The organism is Acinetobacter sp. Ac8 (genome assembly GCF_055392545.1).
The window spans coordinates 4,665,673-4,682,997 of record NZ_AP043689.1; the positions used below are offsets into that span (position 1 = coordinate 4,665,673).

The window sequence follows — 17,325 nt, forward strand, 5'->3', positions numbered from 1 at the left end:
TGAAATCAGGCGTTAAAGCGAGTTTTGTAGATAATCAATATATTGCTGAATTAAAGCTTCATTACGCGAGAAATATGACCATTGACCATATTTCTCGGCCTGAATTAATCCTGACTGTTGCAAAACAGACAAATGATTTGACATCGTAGATTGAGAGACCTTACCGAGCTTCTCGATATTCCCTGCACACACACCACGACCAAAGCCACCGCACTGCTCTTCCGACAAATATTGTTGTGGCTTCTTGAGCCATTCCAAAATCTGTCGGCGAGTCGGATTCGCTAATGCTTTAGAAATTAAATCAATATCCATCTTAGACACATTCAATTCAGAGCAAAGCTCCATTCAGCATCTTTGCATCCAATATATCGCATTTTTTCGATTTTAATATCGATTTTTTTAGATATATTGCAAAAATACAGATAAAGCTTTGCTTTTGTTAAAAATTTAAATTAAAGACCTTGTTTTAAGCTGGCTTCAATAAATTTATCTAGATCGCCATCCAATACTGCACCCGTGTTCGAGTTCTCAACACCAGTACGCAAATCTTTAATACGAGAGTCATCCAGTACATATGAACGAATCTGACTGCCCCAGCCAATATCCGATTTTGAATCTTCAAGTGCTTGAGCAGCTTCATTACGTTTACTCATTTCCAATTCGTACAATTTTGCACGTAATTGTTTCCAAGCATGATCACGGTTTGCATGTTGTGAACGCTGGTTCTGACATGCCACCACAATCCCAGTTGGTGCGTGAGTCAAACGTACTGCTGAGTCAGTTTTGTTAATATGCTGGCCGCCTGCACCAGATGCACGATATGTATCTGTACGCACGTCAGCAGGATTAATATCAATTTCAATATTATCGTCCACTTCAGGTGATACAAATACTGCCGAGAATGAGGTATGACGGCGATTACCTGAGTCAAATGGTGACTTACGCACTAAACGGTGTACGCCAGATTCGGTACGTAACCAACCATAAGCATACTCGCCTTCAACACGGATTGTTGCAGATTTAATCCCTGCAACATCACCATCTGATTCTTCCATCAATTCTGCTTTAAAGCCATGACGTTCGATCCAACGCATATACATACGTAACAGCATTGAAGCCCAATCTTGTGCTTCAGTACCGCCTGAACCAGCTTGAATTTCCACATAACATGGATTTGGGTCCATTGGATTACTAAACATACGACGGAATTCAAGTTTTGCTAACTCTTCTTCCGCTGCAGTCAATTCCGACTGAACATCTGCCAATAAGCTTTCATCATCTGCTTCAACAGCAAGATCAAGCATGGCTTGTGCATCATCAAGCTGTGTCGCCAAGCCTTCTAAAACGTTGATCACGTTTTCAAGCTCGCCTTTTTCTTTTGCCATCGCCTGAGCACGGCTTTGATCATTCCAGATCGCTGGATCTTCTAACTCGCGGAGAACCTCTTCTAAACGCTCTTTCTTTAGATCGTAGTCAAAGATACCCCCGTAGTGTTAGACCACGGTCATTTAAGTCTTTTAGCTGAACTAGATAAGGATTAATTTCCACGAGTTTTAATCTCACATTTGACGTCTTTTAATTCGCACGCATTCTACCACAGAGTGGAAAAAGTTGAGATATGGCATTTTATAGATCAATCTACAGCTCAAAAATGCTGTAACAAGAGAAGTAAGATGAATTACTTTTTTGCAATCAGAAAGATCGTCTTATCGTAGTCAAAGCTTGTGTTTATAAATTCTACACTTGATCATTTGCTTAAGAGTATTTTAATTTCTGAAAGCTTTTTTATTACAAATTATGTCCAACCCTTACTCAAAGCGTACCAATATCCACACTATCTACACAATTTTAATAAAACAACACATAAGTTTTATACATTTATTTTCAATAACTTAAATTAAAATTGTTACATAAACTCACTAATATTACATTCCGGTTACCATAGTATGGTTGACGATTTTTATATTTGCCCTAGACTCAAAATTGTAACTAAACATGTATAAATCAATCAATTCTTCATAGGGGCGAATTCCATGAAAAAATTAGCAATCGCATCTGCAATCTTTTCCGTAGCCGCTTTAACTGGCACTGCACATGCTTACCAAGCCGAAGTTGGTGGTTCATATACATATAATGATCCAGATAATTTTGATGCAACTCATAGCTTTGGTGTAGATGGTACTTATTATTTCAAACCAGTACAAACTCGTAATTCACCACTTAATGAGGCTGCATTCTTAGATCGCGCAAGTAATGTAAAAGCCAATGTAAATTATGCCAAAAATGATGGTGTAAAAGACAGCCAATATGGTGCGGGTCTTGAATACTATGTACCTAACTCAGACTTCTATGTAAGTGGTCGTGTAGGTCGTGATGAACTTGAAGTTGATAACACCAACATCGACAATAAAGTAACGACTTATGGCGCTGAAGTCGGTTATTTACCAGCTCCTGGTTTATTACTTGCACTTGGTGTAACGGGTTATGATGTTAAAAATGGTGATGATGGCGCAGACCCAACTGTACGTGCTAAATATGTAACCAAAGTAGGTCAATATGACGCTAACTTTGAAGCTTTTGGTGCATTCGGGGACTTGGATGAGTACAAAGTACGTGGTGACTTGTATTTAGATAAGACTTTAAGTGTAGGTGCTGACTACTACAACAATGATTTAACTGATCGTGATGAATGGGGTATTTCTGCGAAGAAATTCTTTAATCAAAACGTTAGCTTAGAAGGTCGTGTAGGTTTTGGTGATGACTACAACACTTACGGCGTTCGTGCTGGATACCGTTTCTAAGTTTAAATCCAATTAGCAATCGCTCTTTTGGAGCAACAAAAGCCAGTCAATTGACTGGCTTTTTTATATCTGTATACATCATTAAGTAAATACGTTTTATTAAATTTGTAGTAAATGTCAGAATATTAAAATTCTTTTAAACACTTCTAAAAATTGTCTTCATCAAACCGATCTTGATCTATCTTATAAATATTAAAGCTTCTTTCAACCTGAACACCTAAACCAAATTCAATCATTAAAGAAGTCAATTTATCTCCATCAATTAAAACAATTCCCGATTTCTTTGCAGATTCAACAGCCTCCTTACTAAAATTTGAGGTTGTAATAAACACCCCTTTTTTAGCGACTTGATCTGCTAAAGCGCCTTTAAATTGTTGAATATCTGGTCGTCCAACAGTGTTTTTCCAACGTTTGGCTTGAATATAAATTTTATCTAGACCTAAACGATCTTCACTAATAATTCCATCAATCCCGCCGTCACTTGTTTTACCAATGGCTTGGGCCGCATCTTGATGTGAGCCGCCATAGCCCATAGCAACCAGTAAATCGACAACTAATCTTTCAAAAAAATATGGATTTTTTGTCTGAATCAAATTCAATAAATCATCTTTTAAATTGGTAAGTAGCATTTCATTAATTCTTTGTAATGATTCCTCAGGTGTTTCAATATCATCATTTTCTTCAATACAAATAATCTTTTCTTTATTCTGCCTTATTTTTGTTGGAACCTTGAACTCACGAAAACTTTCATAACGCATTAAAAAATTATTATCTATTTTATCTAATATATTTAAATCTAATTTTTTCGCTTCTTCAGATAATTCACACATCCCCCAATCAGGCTGATTAACTAAGCCTGCTTTAACCAAATATGTTTTGGCCCATCCCACACGATCATAAAAAACTGTTCTTTTCCCACTCGGAATCATTTGATTTAATTCATCTGTAGTCAAATTTGATTGTTCTGCCAACAATTTACCAACTTGACTAATTTGGATCGCTTGCCCTTGCGTATTGAGGAGTTTCAATAGTGGTAGCATTAATTCCTGATGATTAGGCAAAGACATTCTATTTCTCTTAATATTTTTTGCTTTAAATAATTCAAGTATAAAAGAAAAAGAGCGCCTAAGCGCTCTTTTTAAAAGGAAATCTGGATAGAAATCCCTAACTGCCGCGGGCACGGCCCTTGGCGTAATTCAGGCAAGAAGCTTCGCTTCTTGAAATCCCTGAATTACTCCCATTCAATTGTTGCTGGTGGTTTAGAAGAAACGTCATACACCACACGAGAAACATCTTTAATTTCATTCATGATACGTGTCGAGATTTTATCAACCAACTCATATGGAAGATGAGCAAAACGAGCTGTCATAAAGTCAACAGTTTCCACGGCACGAAGTGCAATGACCCATGCATAACGACGGCCATCACCCACAACACCCACCGATTTTACTGGTTGGAATACTGCAAATGCTTGTGCAGTTTTATCATACCAACCACTTGCACGAAGCTCTTGCATAAAGATGTCATCAGCAAGACGAAGAATATCAGCATATTCTTTTTTCACTTCACCCAAGATGCGCACGCCCAAACCTGGACCTGGGAATGGATGACGATAAAGCATTTCATGTGGTAAACCTAAAGTTGTACCTAAACGACGTACTTCATCTTTAAATAGGTCACGAATTGGCTCAACCAATTCAAATGCTAAATCTTCTGGTAAACCACCCACATTATGGTGTGATTTAATCACATGCGCTTTACCATTTTTAGTTGCCGCAGACTCAATCACGTCAGGGTAAATCGTACCTTGCGCAAGGAAGTTTACGCCATCAAGCTTACGCGCTTCTTCAGCAAAAACTTCGATGAATTCACGACCAATGATTTTACGTTTTTTCTCAGGATCAACTTCGCCTGCAAGTGCAGATAAGAAACGTTCTTCTGCATCAGCACGAATCACACGGATCCCCATGTTTTTCGCAAACATGTCCATCACTTGCTCACCTTCGTTTAAACGAAGTAAGCCATTGTCTACAAATACACAGGTCAGTTGGTCACCGATTGCTTTATGCAACAATGCTGCAACTACAGATGAGTCAACACCACCTGAAAGACCTAAAAGAACTTTTTGATCACCAATTTGTTCACGTAATTGTTCAACACGTAAATCAATAATGTTTTCAGAATTCCAAAGATTACGACAACCACAAATGCTGTGAACGAAGTTAGACAGTAACTCTGCGCCTTTGGCAGTATGTGTCACTTCTGGGTGGAATTGCACCCCGTAGAAACGGCGCGTTTCATCACTCACTGCAGCAAATGGGCAGCTTGGTGTGCTTGCAGTCACTTTAAAGCCTGCTGGAATCGCAGAAACTTTGTCACCGTGGCTCATCCAAACATTGAGTTTGTCATCACCATCATTTAAATCACCAAGCAATTGATCACGTACTAAAACGTCAACTGCTGCATAACCAAATTCATGTACAGTACCTGGCTCTACTTTACCGCCAAGTTGTTCTGACATGGTTTGCAGACCATAGCAGATCCCCAATACAGGTACACCCAAGTTGAACACAACTTCTGGCGCACGTGGACTACCTTCCTCATGCACACTTTCAGGACCACCAGACAAGATGATACCGTTCGGATTAAACGCGCGAATGTCTTCTTCAGACATATCAAAAGCATACATTTCAGAATATACACCAGCTTCACGTACACGGCGTGCAATAAGCTGGCTATATTGAGAACCGAAATCCAAGATAAGGATACGATCTTCAGTAATTTGAGTATTGGTAGTCATGAGTCAACAACTATGCAGGCAAACGAATATAAGCGCCATATTCTATCATTTTTATAAGCCGTACGCACTCCATTCAATCAAGTTCCTTAGCTTTCTAAAAAATCATTTTAAATAATCAGCTTATAGGTTCATTTTGGCTTTAATGATGCTAATCAGTTCACTGGGGGTCATACAGCGATTTAAAAAATCTTCTAAGGAGCCTTCGTCGGTCACTTCTGTAAAAAACACCTCATGATCTGTGCCAAATAATGTTGGATTTTCAGGGTCTGGATCAGACAAGCAGATATAGTATCGATCAGGAAAGCTATAACGATAAAACAACTGTAGAAAATCAGGTTTTGGATTTTGGGTCAGCTGAATCACTGCTTTGAGATCAATATCATCCTCTAAAAAATCACGGTTCCATTCATCAAAATCAGCTGTACCAGCTTGATATGGAGTAAAGTGCACAGCTTGCCAAAAGGTTTGTCCGCGCCCTTCTTCTGTTAACTGATAATACTCTTGAATCAGTTGATTAAAAAATCCATCTGGATTTAGATCTAGCTCGGCTTGATGTTGATCAATATAGTCACCCAAACCATAAATTGGTTCTTGATCATCGGCTGCCGCCCAAGGTGTATCCTGAGGCCGTTCATATAAAACGGTATTAAAGGTGATAGCGCACAGGTCATCAACCCATGACACACCTTTGACTTGATCAACATCACCGCCCAGTGCTTTTATTCTGTCTAGAATTTCTTTTTCATTGTTAAAACTGAATTGAATATTTTTAGATAGCATAAACCAATTGATCCATTTGAATAGTGCTAAATGAACACACACAAAAGCCAGATACAGATCTGGCTTTTCAAAACTTTATTTATGTTTAAATTATTTTTCTATTACATGATCAAGACTCAATTTCCCAGCACCATGCAACATCAAGAAAAACAAACCACCTGCCATTGCGAAGTTTTTCATAAAGTTAATTGCATCTGCTTCACCACCATGAAATAGGAATGCAGTAATCAAACTAAATACGCCCAAACCAAATGCTGCAAAGCGTGCCTGAAAACCAAATAACAATGCCAAACCACCACCGAACTCAACCAGAATGGTTAAAGGTAACATGGCACCTGGTACACCCATTGATTCCATATAACCGACAGTTGCACTGTAAGCCGTGATTTTGCCCCAACCTGCAACAAGAAAGATATATGCCATAAGAATACGTGCAATCAATGCAATGCTCGCATTGGCGGTGGGTTGATTCACAATATTTTTAACAACAACATTTGGATTAAACATGGTCTGACCTAATTTGTATTTCGTTCTGAAGATGTATACATATTAATCACTAAACATTTCAAGTTAAATACTTAAAAACTAAACTCATCGTTGCAAATTAAGAACAATAATAAGTTTTAAAAATTTACTTTTTAATACTGACTTTCATAACTCACACTGCTAGGATTTGTGCACCAATTCGCATAGTTTCTGCCTTATGGATCTGATTGACTTTATTTTGCACGTAGACGAACACCTGTTTGAATTTATTAGAAATTATGGTATCTGGGTGTATGGAATTTTATTCCTGATTATTTTTGTTGAAACAGGTCTCGTGGTGATGCCATTCCTGCCTGGGGATAGCTTACTTTTTGCTGCCGGCGCTTTAGCTGCTTCGACGGGTGCAATGGATCCTGTGGTTTTAATCATTCTGCTATTTATTGCGGCAGTGCTCGGCGATACCCTCAATTATCATATCGGGAAATATGTCGGACCGCGTGTTTTTGAAATTGATTCTAAATTTATCAACAAACAACACTTGCTGAAAACATCACAGTTTTTTGAAAAACATGGTGGAAAAACTATTATCTTTGCCCGTTTTATCCCTTTTGCCCGCACTTTTGCACCATTTGTTGCGGGTGCAGGAAGCATGAATTATAAATATTTCTTAACCTATAATGCAGTCGGTGCAATTTGCTGGGTTGGCTCGTTTATTACCTTGGGTTATTTATTCGGGAATATGCCAATTGTGAAAGATAATTTCACCCATTTGGTTTTCGGTATCATTATTCTCAGCGTGTTACCTGGTGTGATTGGTTATATACGTCATAAATTTTTTAATAAAAATAAAATGCCAAACAGTCAATAAACAGCATATTTAAAGCTGATAAAAAAGCCGATTTCTAAAATCGGCTTTTTTATGGGGTAAAATCCGTTATTTTTTAACTTCCTGACGTTTAGGGACGTAAGGGCAGTTCTTAAATTGAGCCGCCTGAGACAAGGCATCTTGCTCACCATACAGTCGGGAAAGCTCAGTATTTTTGGTATTTGAAGATTGCCCTAAATTTACAGAAATACTTGGACCAATCCCCCAACCCCAGCCACCGCTGCCCCAACCACCACCGACACCTAGTCCAACACCTACGCCTGTACGTTTCGCAGGTTGTACACCATTATTAATGTATTGCTGAATACGATTAAATTCTGTCGTCAATTGCAAACAGTTCATCGCCTGATACTGGGTAGGCGATACATAAGTGGGTTTAACCGTCGTCGTACAAGCCGATACGACAAGCGCCATTAAGGCAACGACTGATAATTTAACAGAAGTCATTTTCAATGATTTCATCACGATCTCGAAATTATTTTTTATCAATCTCATTGAACAATGATTGATAGGCTTGAGTCAATTTATGATCTGTAGCCAAATGAATTAATGGCAGATTTTTATGATGCGACTCTTTCATTAATACAGAAGGTGGCAACATATTTTCTAAAACTGGTAAACCTTCATCTTTAAGCTGTTGTACCACTTCACGCGGTAATTTTGCCTGAGCTTGATATTGATTGACCACAATGCCTTCAATTTCAAGTCGATCATTATGATCATCTTGAGTTTCAATGACATTTTGAATAAGCGTCTGTAATGCGCGTTTTGAAAACACATCACAATCAAACGGAATCAGAACACGATCCGCTGAGATCAGTGCCGATAAGGTAAAAAAGTTAAATGCTGGCGGTGTATCAATATAAATACGCTCATATTGACTGGTTAAGGTCTGAATCGCATCACGTAACTTATAAATTTTATGTTTTGATTCTAACGCATGTTCTAACTCGCCTAAGCTCGGGCTGGCGGGTAATACATCCAAATCTTTAAAAGGTGAACGATGAATATATTGCTCAAAACCTTTATTTTTTGTTTTTAAAAGGCTACCAATGGCATTGCCAATCAATCCTTTTTGTTGATGATTTCCAAGTACGTCATTAAAAAAGTTTTCAATATTCGGCTCTAATGCAGTTTTTTCAGCAGAATAGGTGGCGTCATCACCCAAAAGATATTGGCTAGAGTTTGCTTGAGGATCTAAATCAATCACCAATGTTTTAAAACCTTGATACGCACTAATCGCAGCAAGATTCACCGTAATACTTGATTTTCCTACACCGCCTTTTTGGTTAAATACCACACGAGTTAGCATACAAGTTCCCTAAGCTATCATTATTTTTAAACTTGTATCTAGTTTAACCTAGACGCTATACAAGTGTGAAATTCATGTCTAACAATCAACTAAAAACTGGTTTAAGCACCACCAAAACTAAAGTTGCAAGCAAAGCAATTCCGCCAATCACTAAACCTGCTCTGCGTTGTGTTAAAAGAACGGTATCATCCTTTTTATAGGCTTTTATTTGTGAGGAAAGGAAAACCATAAACAAAATAATTTTCGCATAGAACCAAGGCTGCACTTTAAACTCATTCATAATCAATAAAGTTAGCCCTGTAAATATAACCACCGTGAGGGAAAGATGTTGCAAGGCAACAAAAGCTACCCGCCCTTTAGGATTCGGTTGCTGGTTGTGTGTTCCAATAAATAATGTTGAAGCGCGTAAAACAAAAACCAGAATTAATAACCCAACACTGGTCATGTGAATGATTTTAATCAGTAAATGTGTATCCATTTTAATTACTCTGCACTTTATACTTTAGGTGCATGAGCGCAGTCTGGACTTGCTGGGGCTTGACCTTGCCACTCACTTGGAAGATAAGCATGGATCGCTAAGGCATGAATTTTTCCAGGGCTGAGTAAGGCTTTGGCTTCTGCGTACACTTTTTGGTGGCGTTGTACCAAACGTAACCCTGCAAATTGTTCACTGACAATGATCACTTTAAAATGAGACTCTTTTCCAGGAAAATACCCGCCATGACCAGCAGACTCATTGATCACTTCTAAATGTGATGGCTCAAGTTGATTTAAACTTTCAATCAATTGTTGTTCTAAACTCATGCTGATTCCTTAGAGATCGATCAATGGGTGAATGACATAGTATAGCGGATTCTTTGAGCATCGCTGTGTGTTCAGCAAAGCTTTTGCTGTTCGATTTGATTTTTTTAAATTAAATTTTGAAGTTTTTTCATAAAAATGTCTTTATTTTATGCAATTAGTGTTTTCCTTTGCAGAAAAATCTTGACCCTACCATCTGTTGATGTATTATACACCGCATGCGGGAATAGCTCAGTTGGTAGAGCATAACCTTGCCAAGGTTGGGGTCGGGAGTTCGAGTCTCCTTTCCCGCTCAAATTTTTTTATTCAGTTTTTTATTTAAAAAATTGGACAGACTCCGCGGGAATAGCTCAGTTGGTAGAGCATAACCTTGCCAAGGTTGGGGTCGGGAGTTCGAGTCTCCTTTCCCGCTCCAAAATTTTTTTATTCAGTTTTTTATTTAAAAAATTGGACAGACTCCGCGGGAATAGCTCAGTTGGTAGAGCATAACCTTGCCAAGGTTGGGGTCGGGAGTTCGAGTCTCCTTTCCCGCTCCAAATTTAAAAAGCCCTGATCGAAAGATTGGGGCTTTTTTTGCATTATTGGTTTATAAATCATCAGCATATACTTTTACACACTAGAGACAATATTCACTCAATCAGCATGTTGATCACAAAACTATAAAAACACAAAAAAACCAATCCGAAGATTGGTTTTTAAAATAATCACCACACGATGCAATTATCGCTCTCTTAACGCTTCTTTGGCTTTATTAAACGGTTTCAATAAGTATTCAATAATTGTTTTTTGACCAGTACGAATATCTACCGTTGCCACCATACCTGGCGTTATTGAGAAAGATTTCCCTGCCTTATTGGTCAATTTATCTTTATCGGTCCGAATATAGACTCGATAGTAAAACTGATCTTGTTTAACTTCATCGCGGATGGTATCAGGAGAAATCACCGTTACTTTCCCATCTAAGCCACCATAAATTGAATAATCATATGCCGTGATTTTTACCAATGCAGGTTGACCCGGATGAATAAAGGCAATATCTCGCGGCGAAATACGCGCTTCAATCAATAACTGCTCATCAATCGGTACAATGGTCATCAATTTACCATTTTGTGGAATAACCCCACCAATGGTTGTCACCGCAATTTCTTTTACCACACCACGTACAGGTGCTTTAAAAGTAGAGCGTTTCACCGAATCATTACGACCAGCAACAACTTGCTGTAATGATTGAATATCGGCATTGGCTCGTGCCAATTCTTCACGTGACTTTACATAATAGTCATTCCGCTTGTCGTTAATTTGATTTTCAAAATTATTGATATCTCGTTTTAAACGTAGGACTTCAACCTCAGAAGCAGCACCTTTCGCCACCAAAGGTTGTGTCATTTGCAATTCATTTTGAACCAAAGACAATGCGTGCTTTAAACCAGTAATCGACTCATCCAAATTTGCGCGACGCGAAGTATATAATGCACTTTCCTCTCTCACCAAAGCAGGAACGGCCAAAACCTGTTTTGGAAACTTGATTGCGGTACCATTCACCTCAGCCTCTAAACGTGCTGCTGTAGCCAATGTCGCAAGTAATTTCATTTGGCTTTCACCGACTTGTGACTCAAATCGAGTAGGGTCTATTTGCGCAAGCGTCTGCCCCTTTTGAATAATATCTCCCTCTTTAACATCCAAGCTGGTCAACACACCACCATCTAAAGATTGAATCGTCTGCTCTTTGGATGATGGAACAACTTTACCTGTTCCTGTAGAAACTTCTTCCAACTTGAATACACAAGCCCAAATCAAGAAAGCCAGCAGACCGATGGCAACAATCCAAATAATAAATGTAGATTTGGGTAACGGTGGTTCTGAAAACTTTAACGCAGAGGGATTGGTTGGCCGCTGTAAAATATTGGATGCATGATCAACTTGAGCAGGTTCAGTCTCTTGCACTGTGATATTTTGGTCATTTTTTTCTTGGCTCATGTTGAACTCCCTCCTGCATTTGCTTGCTGTGCAGGATTTAGAATGGCATCACGCGGCCCATCTTTGATAATCTTCCCTTCATGCACAACGATAATACGATCAACAAGTTGCAAAACAGCAGGACGATGCGTCGCCACCACTAAGGTCCGATGACCTAGCCATTCTTTTAAATGCTGTATCAATACTTTTTCAGAAACATCATCAATCGAAGCAGTTGGTTCATCCAACAACACAATATTTGGATTTCGGAGCAATAACCGTGTGAGTAACAATGCTTGTTTCTGCCCTCCAGAGAATCCTACCCCTCCTTCAAGAATAAGATGATCCAGACCTTCCTTTTTTTGTTCCACGATTTCTAAAGCATTGGTGATTTGTAATGCACGGATAATTTCATCATTACTTGCCAATGGTGCACCCAAAGTTAAATTTTCACGGATCGTCCCAAAAAACAAATGTGCATTTTGATTTAGTAATGCCATATCACGGCGAATATCATCGGGATCAAGCAAAGATTGATCGACACCATCCAAACTGATCTTGCCTTGTACTGGCAATTGCATTCCTGAAAGTAATTGTAATAAGCTGGATTTTCCTGCGCCATTGCGTCCAAGAATTGCAACTTTTTCACCTGCATGGATTTTTAACTGTGGAATGACTAAAGTTGGGCGTGGATCATCTTCGGTATATTTAAATACCACACCTTTAAAATCATAATCACCGGAGAGGACTTTACGCTGAATCAATTGTGCCCGATCAGGACGGTCTACCGGCTTTTGCATTAGCTCATCTAAACCATTTTTAGCCACTTTGGCTTGCTGCCAACGACCGAGTACACCTGTAACTTGTGAAATCGGTGCAAGCATACGTGAAGATAAAATCGAACACGCCACCAAAGCCCCCGTGGTCATATCGCCTTTCATCACCGCAAAACAACCCACTAAAACCACAATTGCATAAGTCAGTCCTTGAATTTTTTGTGTCCAAGCATTTAACCAACCCACAATTTTACGTTGCCGCATACTGACATCTGCAGACACTTCATTCATGTGATTCCATTGATTTTGAAATCTGGCTTCAGCACGTAATAACTTGATATCCTCAATACCTTGAACTGCTTCGACCAAAATCGCGTTGCGAATCGCAGACTCACGCATCCCTTCAGTGGCCAACTGAGCCAACTTTTTCTGCACCAAAAAGCCAGGAATAATCATCAATGGTACAACCAGTAACATCACCCAAAAGATGTTGCCCCCGATAATCCAGAAGATCACTAAAAATAGGAAGAAAAACGGTAAGTCAGCAATTGCACTGATCGTTGTTGAGGTCACCAATTCACGAACGCCTTCAAGTTCTCGAATCTGTGAGATAAACGAACCTGTTGAACGTGCGCGATCTTTATTACGGATACGCAATGCATGACCAAAGACGCGGTCTGAAATCTTGAGATCTGCACGCTTACCAATAATGTCTGACAAATAAACCCGTGCAATGCGCAACACAAACTCAAATACAGCTGCAATCAACACCCCACCCGCAAGCACCCACAAGGTTGGAATAGACTGAGAAGGCACAACTCGGTCATAGACTTGCATAGAGAAAATAATGGTCGCCAATGCCAGAATATTGGCAATCATTGAAGCAACCATGATGTCGGTATAACGTTTCCAATCTTTTAAAACGATGTCCCAGAACCAGCTTTTTTCATAAGGTTTAATATATTCATCGACACGAGCATCGGGAATCGATGTCTCTGGTCGAAAAATATAAACGCGACTGGCATTGGCTTGAAGTTCATGCAAATTAAAAGTTTGTGAAAGACCTTGATCACCACTTAACTGTAAGCTTGCATGGCCCTCATTGTCGACTTTCTCGATAACCGCAACTTGACCATTGTTAAATTCAACAACAACGGGCAATCGCCATGGATTCAGTACATCCGTGCTAAAGTCTGCTTTGCGAACATTCAAACCCACTTGACGGGTAATAATGGACAACATGTCGTCAATATTTGTGTATTTATTCCAATCCAGTTGCAGACGAATTTGTTCTTCAGCAGGTTGCATTCGATAATGCTGCGCAACCGTAATGATCGCTTGTAACCAGGGTTGATAATTTAATGTTTTTGTATTCATGGTTGAACTTCAAACCCCTGAATTTGAATGTTATTTAAATGATAAGCATTTCTACTTTTACCGGTTACCTTGATATACACCGCGATCGTGTCATAGATATCAAAGCGTGCCGCTTCCCTTTCTATTCTTGAACTTTGATAGGATTGTTCTGAACTTAATAAATCTAAGATCGAACGCTTGCCTAATTTATATTGTTCTTCATACAGCTCACGGGTTTTTGCTGTTGAGCGCTCCCGATCCAATAGAACCCAAATTTGCTTATCCGTGTTTTCAATACTTTCTCGTGCAATTTGTGTTTGATCCATAATATCTAGGTAAGTTGCATTCAACTTTGCACGTGCAGCCTGTTCAGCAAAATTTGCAGCCTTGACTTGAGATCCCAGTGCACCACCTTGATAAAAATTACTGGACATCTGCACGCCAACAGAACCATCGGTATCATTTTCTAAACCAGTATTTGGATTTTGACCATTCAATGCTTTACTGACTGATCCCACCAATGAAATCGTTGGATAAGCACTCAATTGGGTTTGTTTTTTCTGACTCTGCGCAACATCAATCTCTGCTTTTGCTGCGATCATCGTGGGTATGGTATTCATTTCAGGGTCATCATAAAGACCTGATTGTTTTACAAACTCATCAGGAATATTAAAATCCATTTGACTCACATCAAAACCCAATAATGTGCGTAATTTTTGTTCTTGTTGTTTTAAAAAGTTTTGCTGAGTAATTAAGTAGGAACGTGCGTATTCAACATAACTTTGTGCTTGTACTGGATCGGCATTGCTACTGATTCCTGCGTCTGCTCTTAAGCGTGCAATCTCATGTAAACGACTGACCCCATTAAATTGATCTTGCGCTATTTTGATAATATTTCGATAGCGCAGTAAGGATAAAATATCTCGCGCTGTTTGGGTCGATATATCATCAATACTGATTAATACATTGGCTTGTTCAACTGCCAATTTATTTTGTTGCGTGGTGACACTGGATTTTACTTTACCAAAGTCATAAAGCAGTTGGTTGGCTTCAACTGAATACAACTGGCGACCTTTATCATTGGAGGTAAAATCACCTGTATTCATACCCGCTTTTAACTGTGGGTAATATTGCGCTTTTGCCACATCAATATTGGCATTTTGTCCTGCCAGTGTTGAAATCGTTTGAGCAATATTGGGGTTTCTTTTTACTGCAATCTGAATCGCATCTTCAAGACTTAAAATTTTTGCTTGGCTTGAATACGCATGGGTTGTTTGTGTTTTCGCTTGTTCTAAATATAAATTATTAAGTGATGCCTTTTGTCCAGTATATGGCCTTACAACAGGGAGTTGATTCTGATTGCCTATATGTGCATCGGGTTGATATTTAAAATCGGTCAAATCCTTGAGTTGGACAGTTCTAAATGACTGATCATCCTTGGGTTTTATAAACCCGGTCACACCTTCTTTGATATTTTTTAAGTAGCTTGTTTCTTGTGTATAACCATTGTTCTGCAATAGAACCAATAAACTCACAGCACTCAAACTTTTTAACAATATAGTGGGCTTTTTTGCTATTAACATTCGCGAATGGCACCTAGAAAAGCTTTTAATTATCGGTATTGAATTATTTTGAATTATTTCCCTACCTCATTTCTATTCTACACATTATAAAACCTAATCAAATGCTTATTTGTACTTTTTAAAGTTAAATTTCTTTAATAAAATATTTTAAATTCAAATACTAACAGTGAAAAAATGTGACTATTATCACATGAATTATAAAATTACACATAAATCATCTCAAAAGCTGTAAATCCACAATATGCAAATCATGACCGATGATCCAATACATTATTAAAAATAAGCTTGGTGTAATCGAAACGTATTCAATTTTATTCTTCAAATTAAATTTACATCTTCCAATATAATTTCTTATACACTTTAAGGTTAAAATGATGTTTCACTACCAGCCAACCTTCAACAATATAAAGATGAACATGAATAAACTGACTTGTTTTAAAGCCTATGATATTCGAGGCAAACTTGGCACAGAGCTAAATGAAGAAATCGCTTATAAAGTAGGCCGTGCTTATGGTCAAATCTATCAACCCAAAACTGTTGTCATTGGTTGTGATGTCCGTTTAACCAGCGAAGCGTTAAAACAAGCAACGATTCGTGGTTTAAATGATGCTGGGGTAGATGTTCTTGATCTTGGCATGACGGGAACAGAAGAAGTTTACTTTGCTGCTTTTCATCTCGATGTTCAGGGTGGTATTGAAATCACAGCAAGCCATAACCCGATGGATTACAATGGTATGAAATTGGTTCGTGAAAATGCTCGACCAATCAGTGCAGATACGGGACTAAAAGATATCCAATCGTTGGCTGAATCTGAACAGTTCATTGAAGTTGAGAAAAAGGGTACAACTCAAAAATATAATATCCTCCCTGAATTTATTGAACACCTACTCACCTATATTGATCCGAGCAAAATCCGCCCGCTTAAACTGGTGATGAATGCGGGCAATGGCGCAGCAGGTCATGTTGTTGACGCAATCGAAGAAAAATTCAAAGCGTTCAATATCCCAGTAGAGTTTATTAAAATCCATAATCATCCAGATGGTACTTTCCCAAATGGTATTCCTAATCCAATCTTGGTGGAAAATCGAGATAGCACCCGCAATGCAGTTTTAATACACCATGCGGATATGGGAATTGCGTGGGATGGTGACTTTGACCGTTGTTTCTTATTCGACGAAAAAGGGCAATTTATTGAAGGCTATTATATAGTCGGATTATTAGCCCAAGCCTTCTTATTAAAACAAGCTGGTGAAAAAATCGTACATGATCCTCGCCTAGTCTGGAATACACTGGATATCATTGAGCAATATAATGGTATTGCCGTTCAATCTAAATCTGGGCATGCTTTTATTAAAGATGTGATGCGTGAACACAATGCAGCTTATGGCGGAGAGATGAGTGCACATCACTATTTCCGTGATTTTGCTTACTGTGACAGCGGAATGATCCCTTGGTTATTGGCGATTTTAGTGGTATCAGAAACTCAACAATCGTTATCCAGCCTGGTCGAAGGGATGATTGAACGTTTCCCGTGTAGCGGTGAAATCAACTTTAAAGTTGAAGATACGCAAAAAACCATTCAAAAAATCTTCGATCATTTTGCTGATTTAAACCCTGCAATTGATCAAACAGACGGCGTTAGCCTTGATTTTGGTGCATGGCGTTTAAATGTCCGTGCATCCAATACCGAGCCATTATTACGCTTAAATATTGAAAGCCGTGCAGATAAAAATCCAAAACCAATGCAAGATTATGTAGATGAGTTAACTCAGTTGATTCAGGGTTAGT

Annotated in this window: 16 protein-coding genes and 3 tRNA genes; 6 read left to right on the forward strand and 13 right to left on the reverse strand. The window is 38.7% G+C overall.

Annotation, left to right across the window (positions count from 1 at the left end; translation table 11 throughout):
* Positions 1–12: 12 nt before the first annotated feature.
* Positions 13–312 carry an ArsR/SmtB family transcription factor gene (locus ACZ5QH_RS22120; RefSeq protein WP_016539735.1) on the reverse strand — a complete coding sequence of 100 codons (300 nt, stop codon included), beginning with the start codon at positions 310–312 and terminating at the stop codon, positions 13–15.
* Between the two features lie 140 nt (positions 313–452).
* A protein-coding gene (gene prfB, locus ACZ5QH_RS22125; RefSeq protein ID WP_096735380.1) for a peptide chain release factor 2 occupies positions 453–1,548 on the reverse strand; the annotation gives its coding sequence in 2 pieces (ribosomal slippage) (positions 453–1,475 and positions 1,477–1,548; 1,095 coding nt in all).
* Positions 1,549–2,033: 485 nt separating this feature from the next.
* Here prfB and ACZ5QH_RS22130 point away from each other — a divergent pair.
* Complete coding sequence (locus ACZ5QH_RS22130; protein WP_004723476.1) at positions 2,034–2,801, forward strand: putative porin; 768 nt, start codon at positions 2,034–2,036, stop codon at positions 2,799–2,801.
* 146 nt (positions 2,802–2,947) lie between these two features.
* Here ACZ5QH_RS22130 and ACZ5QH_RS22135 read toward each other — a convergent pair whose 3' ends face one another.
* The 4 genes from ACZ5QH_RS22135 to ACZ5QH_RS22150 all read right to left on the reverse strand — a co-directional run bounded on the left by ACZ5QH_RS22135 (position 2,948) and on the right by ACZ5QH_RS22150 (position 6,888).
* Positions 2,948–3,868, reverse strand: a complete 921-nt coding sequence (locus ACZ5QH_RS22135; RefSeq protein ID WP_166783560.1) for a restriction endonuclease — start codon at positions 3,866–3,868, stop codon at positions 2,948–2,950.
* Between the two features lie 164 nt (positions 3,869–4,032).
* Positions 4,033–5,601, reverse strand: coding sequence for a glutamine-hydrolyzing GMP synthase (gene guaA / locus ACZ5QH_RS22140; RefSeq protein ID WP_004823655.1), 1,569 nt, complete (start codon positions 5,599–5,601; stop codon positions 4,033–4,035).
* Between the two features lie 120 nt (positions 5,602–5,721).
* Complete coding sequence (locus ACZ5QH_RS22145) at positions 5,722–6,381, reverse strand: hypothetical protein (RefSeq protein ID WP_303577747.1); 660 nt, start codon at positions 6,379–6,381, stop codon at positions 5,722–5,724.
* A gap of 90 nt (positions 6,382–6,471) precedes the next feature.
* A complete protein-coding gene (locus tag ACZ5QH_RS22150; RefSeq protein WP_056518302.1) occupies positions 6,472–6,888 on the reverse strand; it encodes a DoxX family protein in 417 nt (138 codons plus the stop codon).
* 196 nt (positions 6,889–7,084) lie between these two features.
* Between ACZ5QH_RS22150 and ACZ5QH_RS22155 the strand changes: the two genes are divergently transcribed.
* Complete coding sequence (locus ACZ5QH_RS22155; protein ID WP_262782571.1) at positions 7,085–7,735, forward strand: DedA family protein; 651 nt, start codon at positions 7,085–7,087, stop codon at positions 7,733–7,735.
* A 66-nt stretch (positions 7,736–7,801) separates the two neighbouring features.
* Here the strand turns inward: ACZ5QH_RS22155 and ACZ5QH_RS22160 are convergent, their stop codons facing one another.
* The 4 genes from ACZ5QH_RS22160 to ACZ5QH_RS22175 form a co-directional block, all read right to left on the reverse strand.
* Positions 7,802–8,215 (reverse strand): hypothetical protein, encoded by a 414-nt coding sequence (locus ACZ5QH_RS22160; protein WP_004723482.1) that lies wholly within the window; start codon positions 8,213–8,215, stop codon positions 7,802–7,804.
* 13 nt (positions 8,216–8,228) lie between these two features.
* The gene (locus ACZ5QH_RS22165; RefSeq protein WP_004723483.1) at positions 8,229–9,065 is read right to left on the reverse strand and encodes a ParA family protein; all 837 of its coding nucleotides are present in this window, start codon (positions 9,063–9,065) and stop codon (positions 8,229–8,231) included.
* Positions 9,066–9,150: 85 nt separating this feature from the next.
* Positions 9,151–9,543, reverse strand: a complete 393-nt coding sequence (locus ACZ5QH_RS22170; RefSeq protein WP_004723485.1) for a SirB2 family protein — start codon at positions 9,541–9,543, stop codon at positions 9,151–9,153.
* A 17-nt stretch (positions 9,544–9,560) separates the two neighbouring features.
* On the reverse strand, positions 9,561–9,869 hold the full coding sequence (locus tag ACZ5QH_RS22175) for a BolA family protein (protein WP_004723487.1): 309 nt from the start codon (positions 9,867–9,869) through the stop codon (positions 9,561–9,563).
* A gap of 217 nt (positions 9,870–10,086) precedes the next feature.
* On the opposite strand from ACZ5QH_RS22175, the gene ACZ5QH_RS22180 reads away from it, so the two are divergent.
* From ACZ5QH_RS22180 to ACZ5QH_RS22190, 3 genes are all read left to right on the forward strand, one after another.
* Positions 10,087–10,159: transfer RNA gene (locus ACZ5QH_RS22180), tRNA-Gly, on the forward strand.
* A 46-nt stretch (positions 10,160–10,205) separates the two neighbouring features.
* Positions 10,206–10,281, forward strand: a tRNA-Gly gene (locus tag ACZ5QH_RS22185).
* A gap of 45 nt (positions 10,282–10,326) precedes the next feature.
* Positions 10,327–10,402 (forward strand) — tRNA-Gly (locus tag ACZ5QH_RS22190).
* A 184-nt stretch (positions 10,403–10,586) separates the two neighbouring features.
* Here the strand turns inward: ACZ5QH_RS22190 and ACZ5QH_RS22195 are convergent.
* From ACZ5QH_RS22195 to ACZ5QH_RS22205, 3 genes are read right to left on the reverse strand one after another with little or no spacing between them, the layout of a single operon-like run.
* Entirely contained in the window at positions 10,587–11,843 is a 1,257-nt protein-coding gene (locus ACZ5QH_RS22195; protein WP_303577602.1) for an HlyD family type I secretion periplasmic adaptor subunit, read from the reverse strand.
* Positions 11,840–13,975: a type I secretion system permease/ATPase gene (locus tag ACZ5QH_RS22200; RefSeq protein WP_303577601.1), complete on the reverse strand. Its 2,136-nt coding sequence runs from the start codon at positions 13,973–13,975 to the stop codon at positions 11,840–11,842. Before ACZ5QH_RS22200 ends, ACZ5QH_RS22195 begins: the two co-directional genes overlap by 4 nt.
* Entirely contained in the window at positions 13,972–15,537 is a 1,566-nt protein-coding gene (locus ACZ5QH_RS22205) for a TolC family protein (RefSeq protein WP_303577600.1), read from the reverse strand. Before ACZ5QH_RS22205 ends, ACZ5QH_RS22200 begins: the two co-directional genes overlap by 4 nt.
* Before the next feature lie 416 nt (positions 15,538–15,953).
* Between ACZ5QH_RS22205 and ACZ5QH_RS22210 the strand changes: the two genes are divergently transcribed.
* Positions 15,954–17,324, forward strand: coding sequence for a phosphohexomutase domain-containing protein (locus ACZ5QH_RS22210; RefSeq protein WP_303577599.1), 1,371 nt, complete (start codon positions 15,954–15,956; stop codon positions 17,322–17,324).
* Position 17,325: the final 1 nt, after the last annotated feature.

Coding starts and splice junctions, on each gene's coding strand:
- ACZ5QH_RS22165 (WP_004723483.1), bottom strand. CDS start 9,065: ATGCTAACTCGTGTGGTATTTAACCAAAAAGGCGGTGTAGGAAAATCA.
- ACZ5QH_RS22205 (WP_303577600.1), bottom strand. CDS start 15,537: ATGTTAATAGCAAAAAAGCCCACTATATTGTTAAAAAGTTTGAGTGCT.
- ACZ5QH_RS22195 (WP_303577602.1), bottom strand. CDS start 11,843: ATGAGCCAAGAAAAAAATGACCAAAATATCACAGTGCAAGAGACTGAA.
- ACZ5QH_RS22145 (WP_303577747.1), bottom strand. CDS start 6,381: ATGCTATCTAAAAATATTCAATTCAGTTTTAACAATGAAAAAGAAATT.
- ACZ5QH_RS22130 (WP_004723476.1), top strand. CDS start 2,034: ATGAAAAAATTAGCAATCGCATCTGCAATCTTTTCCGTAGCCGCTTTA.
- ACZ5QH_RS22175 (WP_004723487.1), bottom strand. CDS start 9,869: ATGAGTTTAGAACAACAATTGATTGAAAGTTTAAATCAACTTGAGCCA.
- ACZ5QH_RS22150 (WP_056518302.1), bottom strand. CDS start 6,888: ATGTTTAATCCAAATGTTGTTGTTAAAAATATTGTGAATCAACCCACC.
- ACZ5QH_RS22210 (WP_303577599.1), top strand. CDS start 15,954: ATGAATAAACTGACTTGTTTTAAAGCCTATGATATTCGAGGCAAACTT.
- ACZ5QH_RS22135 (WP_166783560.1), bottom strand. CDS start 3,868: ATGTCTTTGCCTAATCATCAGGAATTAATGCTACCACTATTGAAACTC.
- ACZ5QH_RS22200 (WP_303577601.1), bottom strand. CDS start 13,975: ATGAATACAAAAACATTAAATTATCAACCCTGGTTACAAGCGATCATT.
- guaA (WP_004823655.1), bottom strand. CDS start 5,601: ATGACTACCAATACTCAAATTACTGAAGATCGTATCCTTATCTTGGAT.
- ACZ5QH_RS22160 (WP_004723482.1), bottom strand. CDS start 8,215: ATGAAATCATTGAAAATGACTTCTGTTAAATTATCAGTCGTTGCCTTA.
- ACZ5QH_RS22120 (WP_016539735.1), bottom strand. CDS start 312: ATGGATATTGATTTAATTTCTAAAGCATTAGCGAATCCGACTCGCCGA.
- ACZ5QH_RS22155 (WP_262782571.1), top strand. CDS start 7,085: ATGGATCTGATTGACTTTATTTTGCACGTAGACGAACACCTGTTTGAA.
- ACZ5QH_RS22170 (WP_004723485.1), bottom strand. CDS start 9,543: ATGGATACACATTTACTGATTAAAATCATTCACATGACCAGTGTTGGG.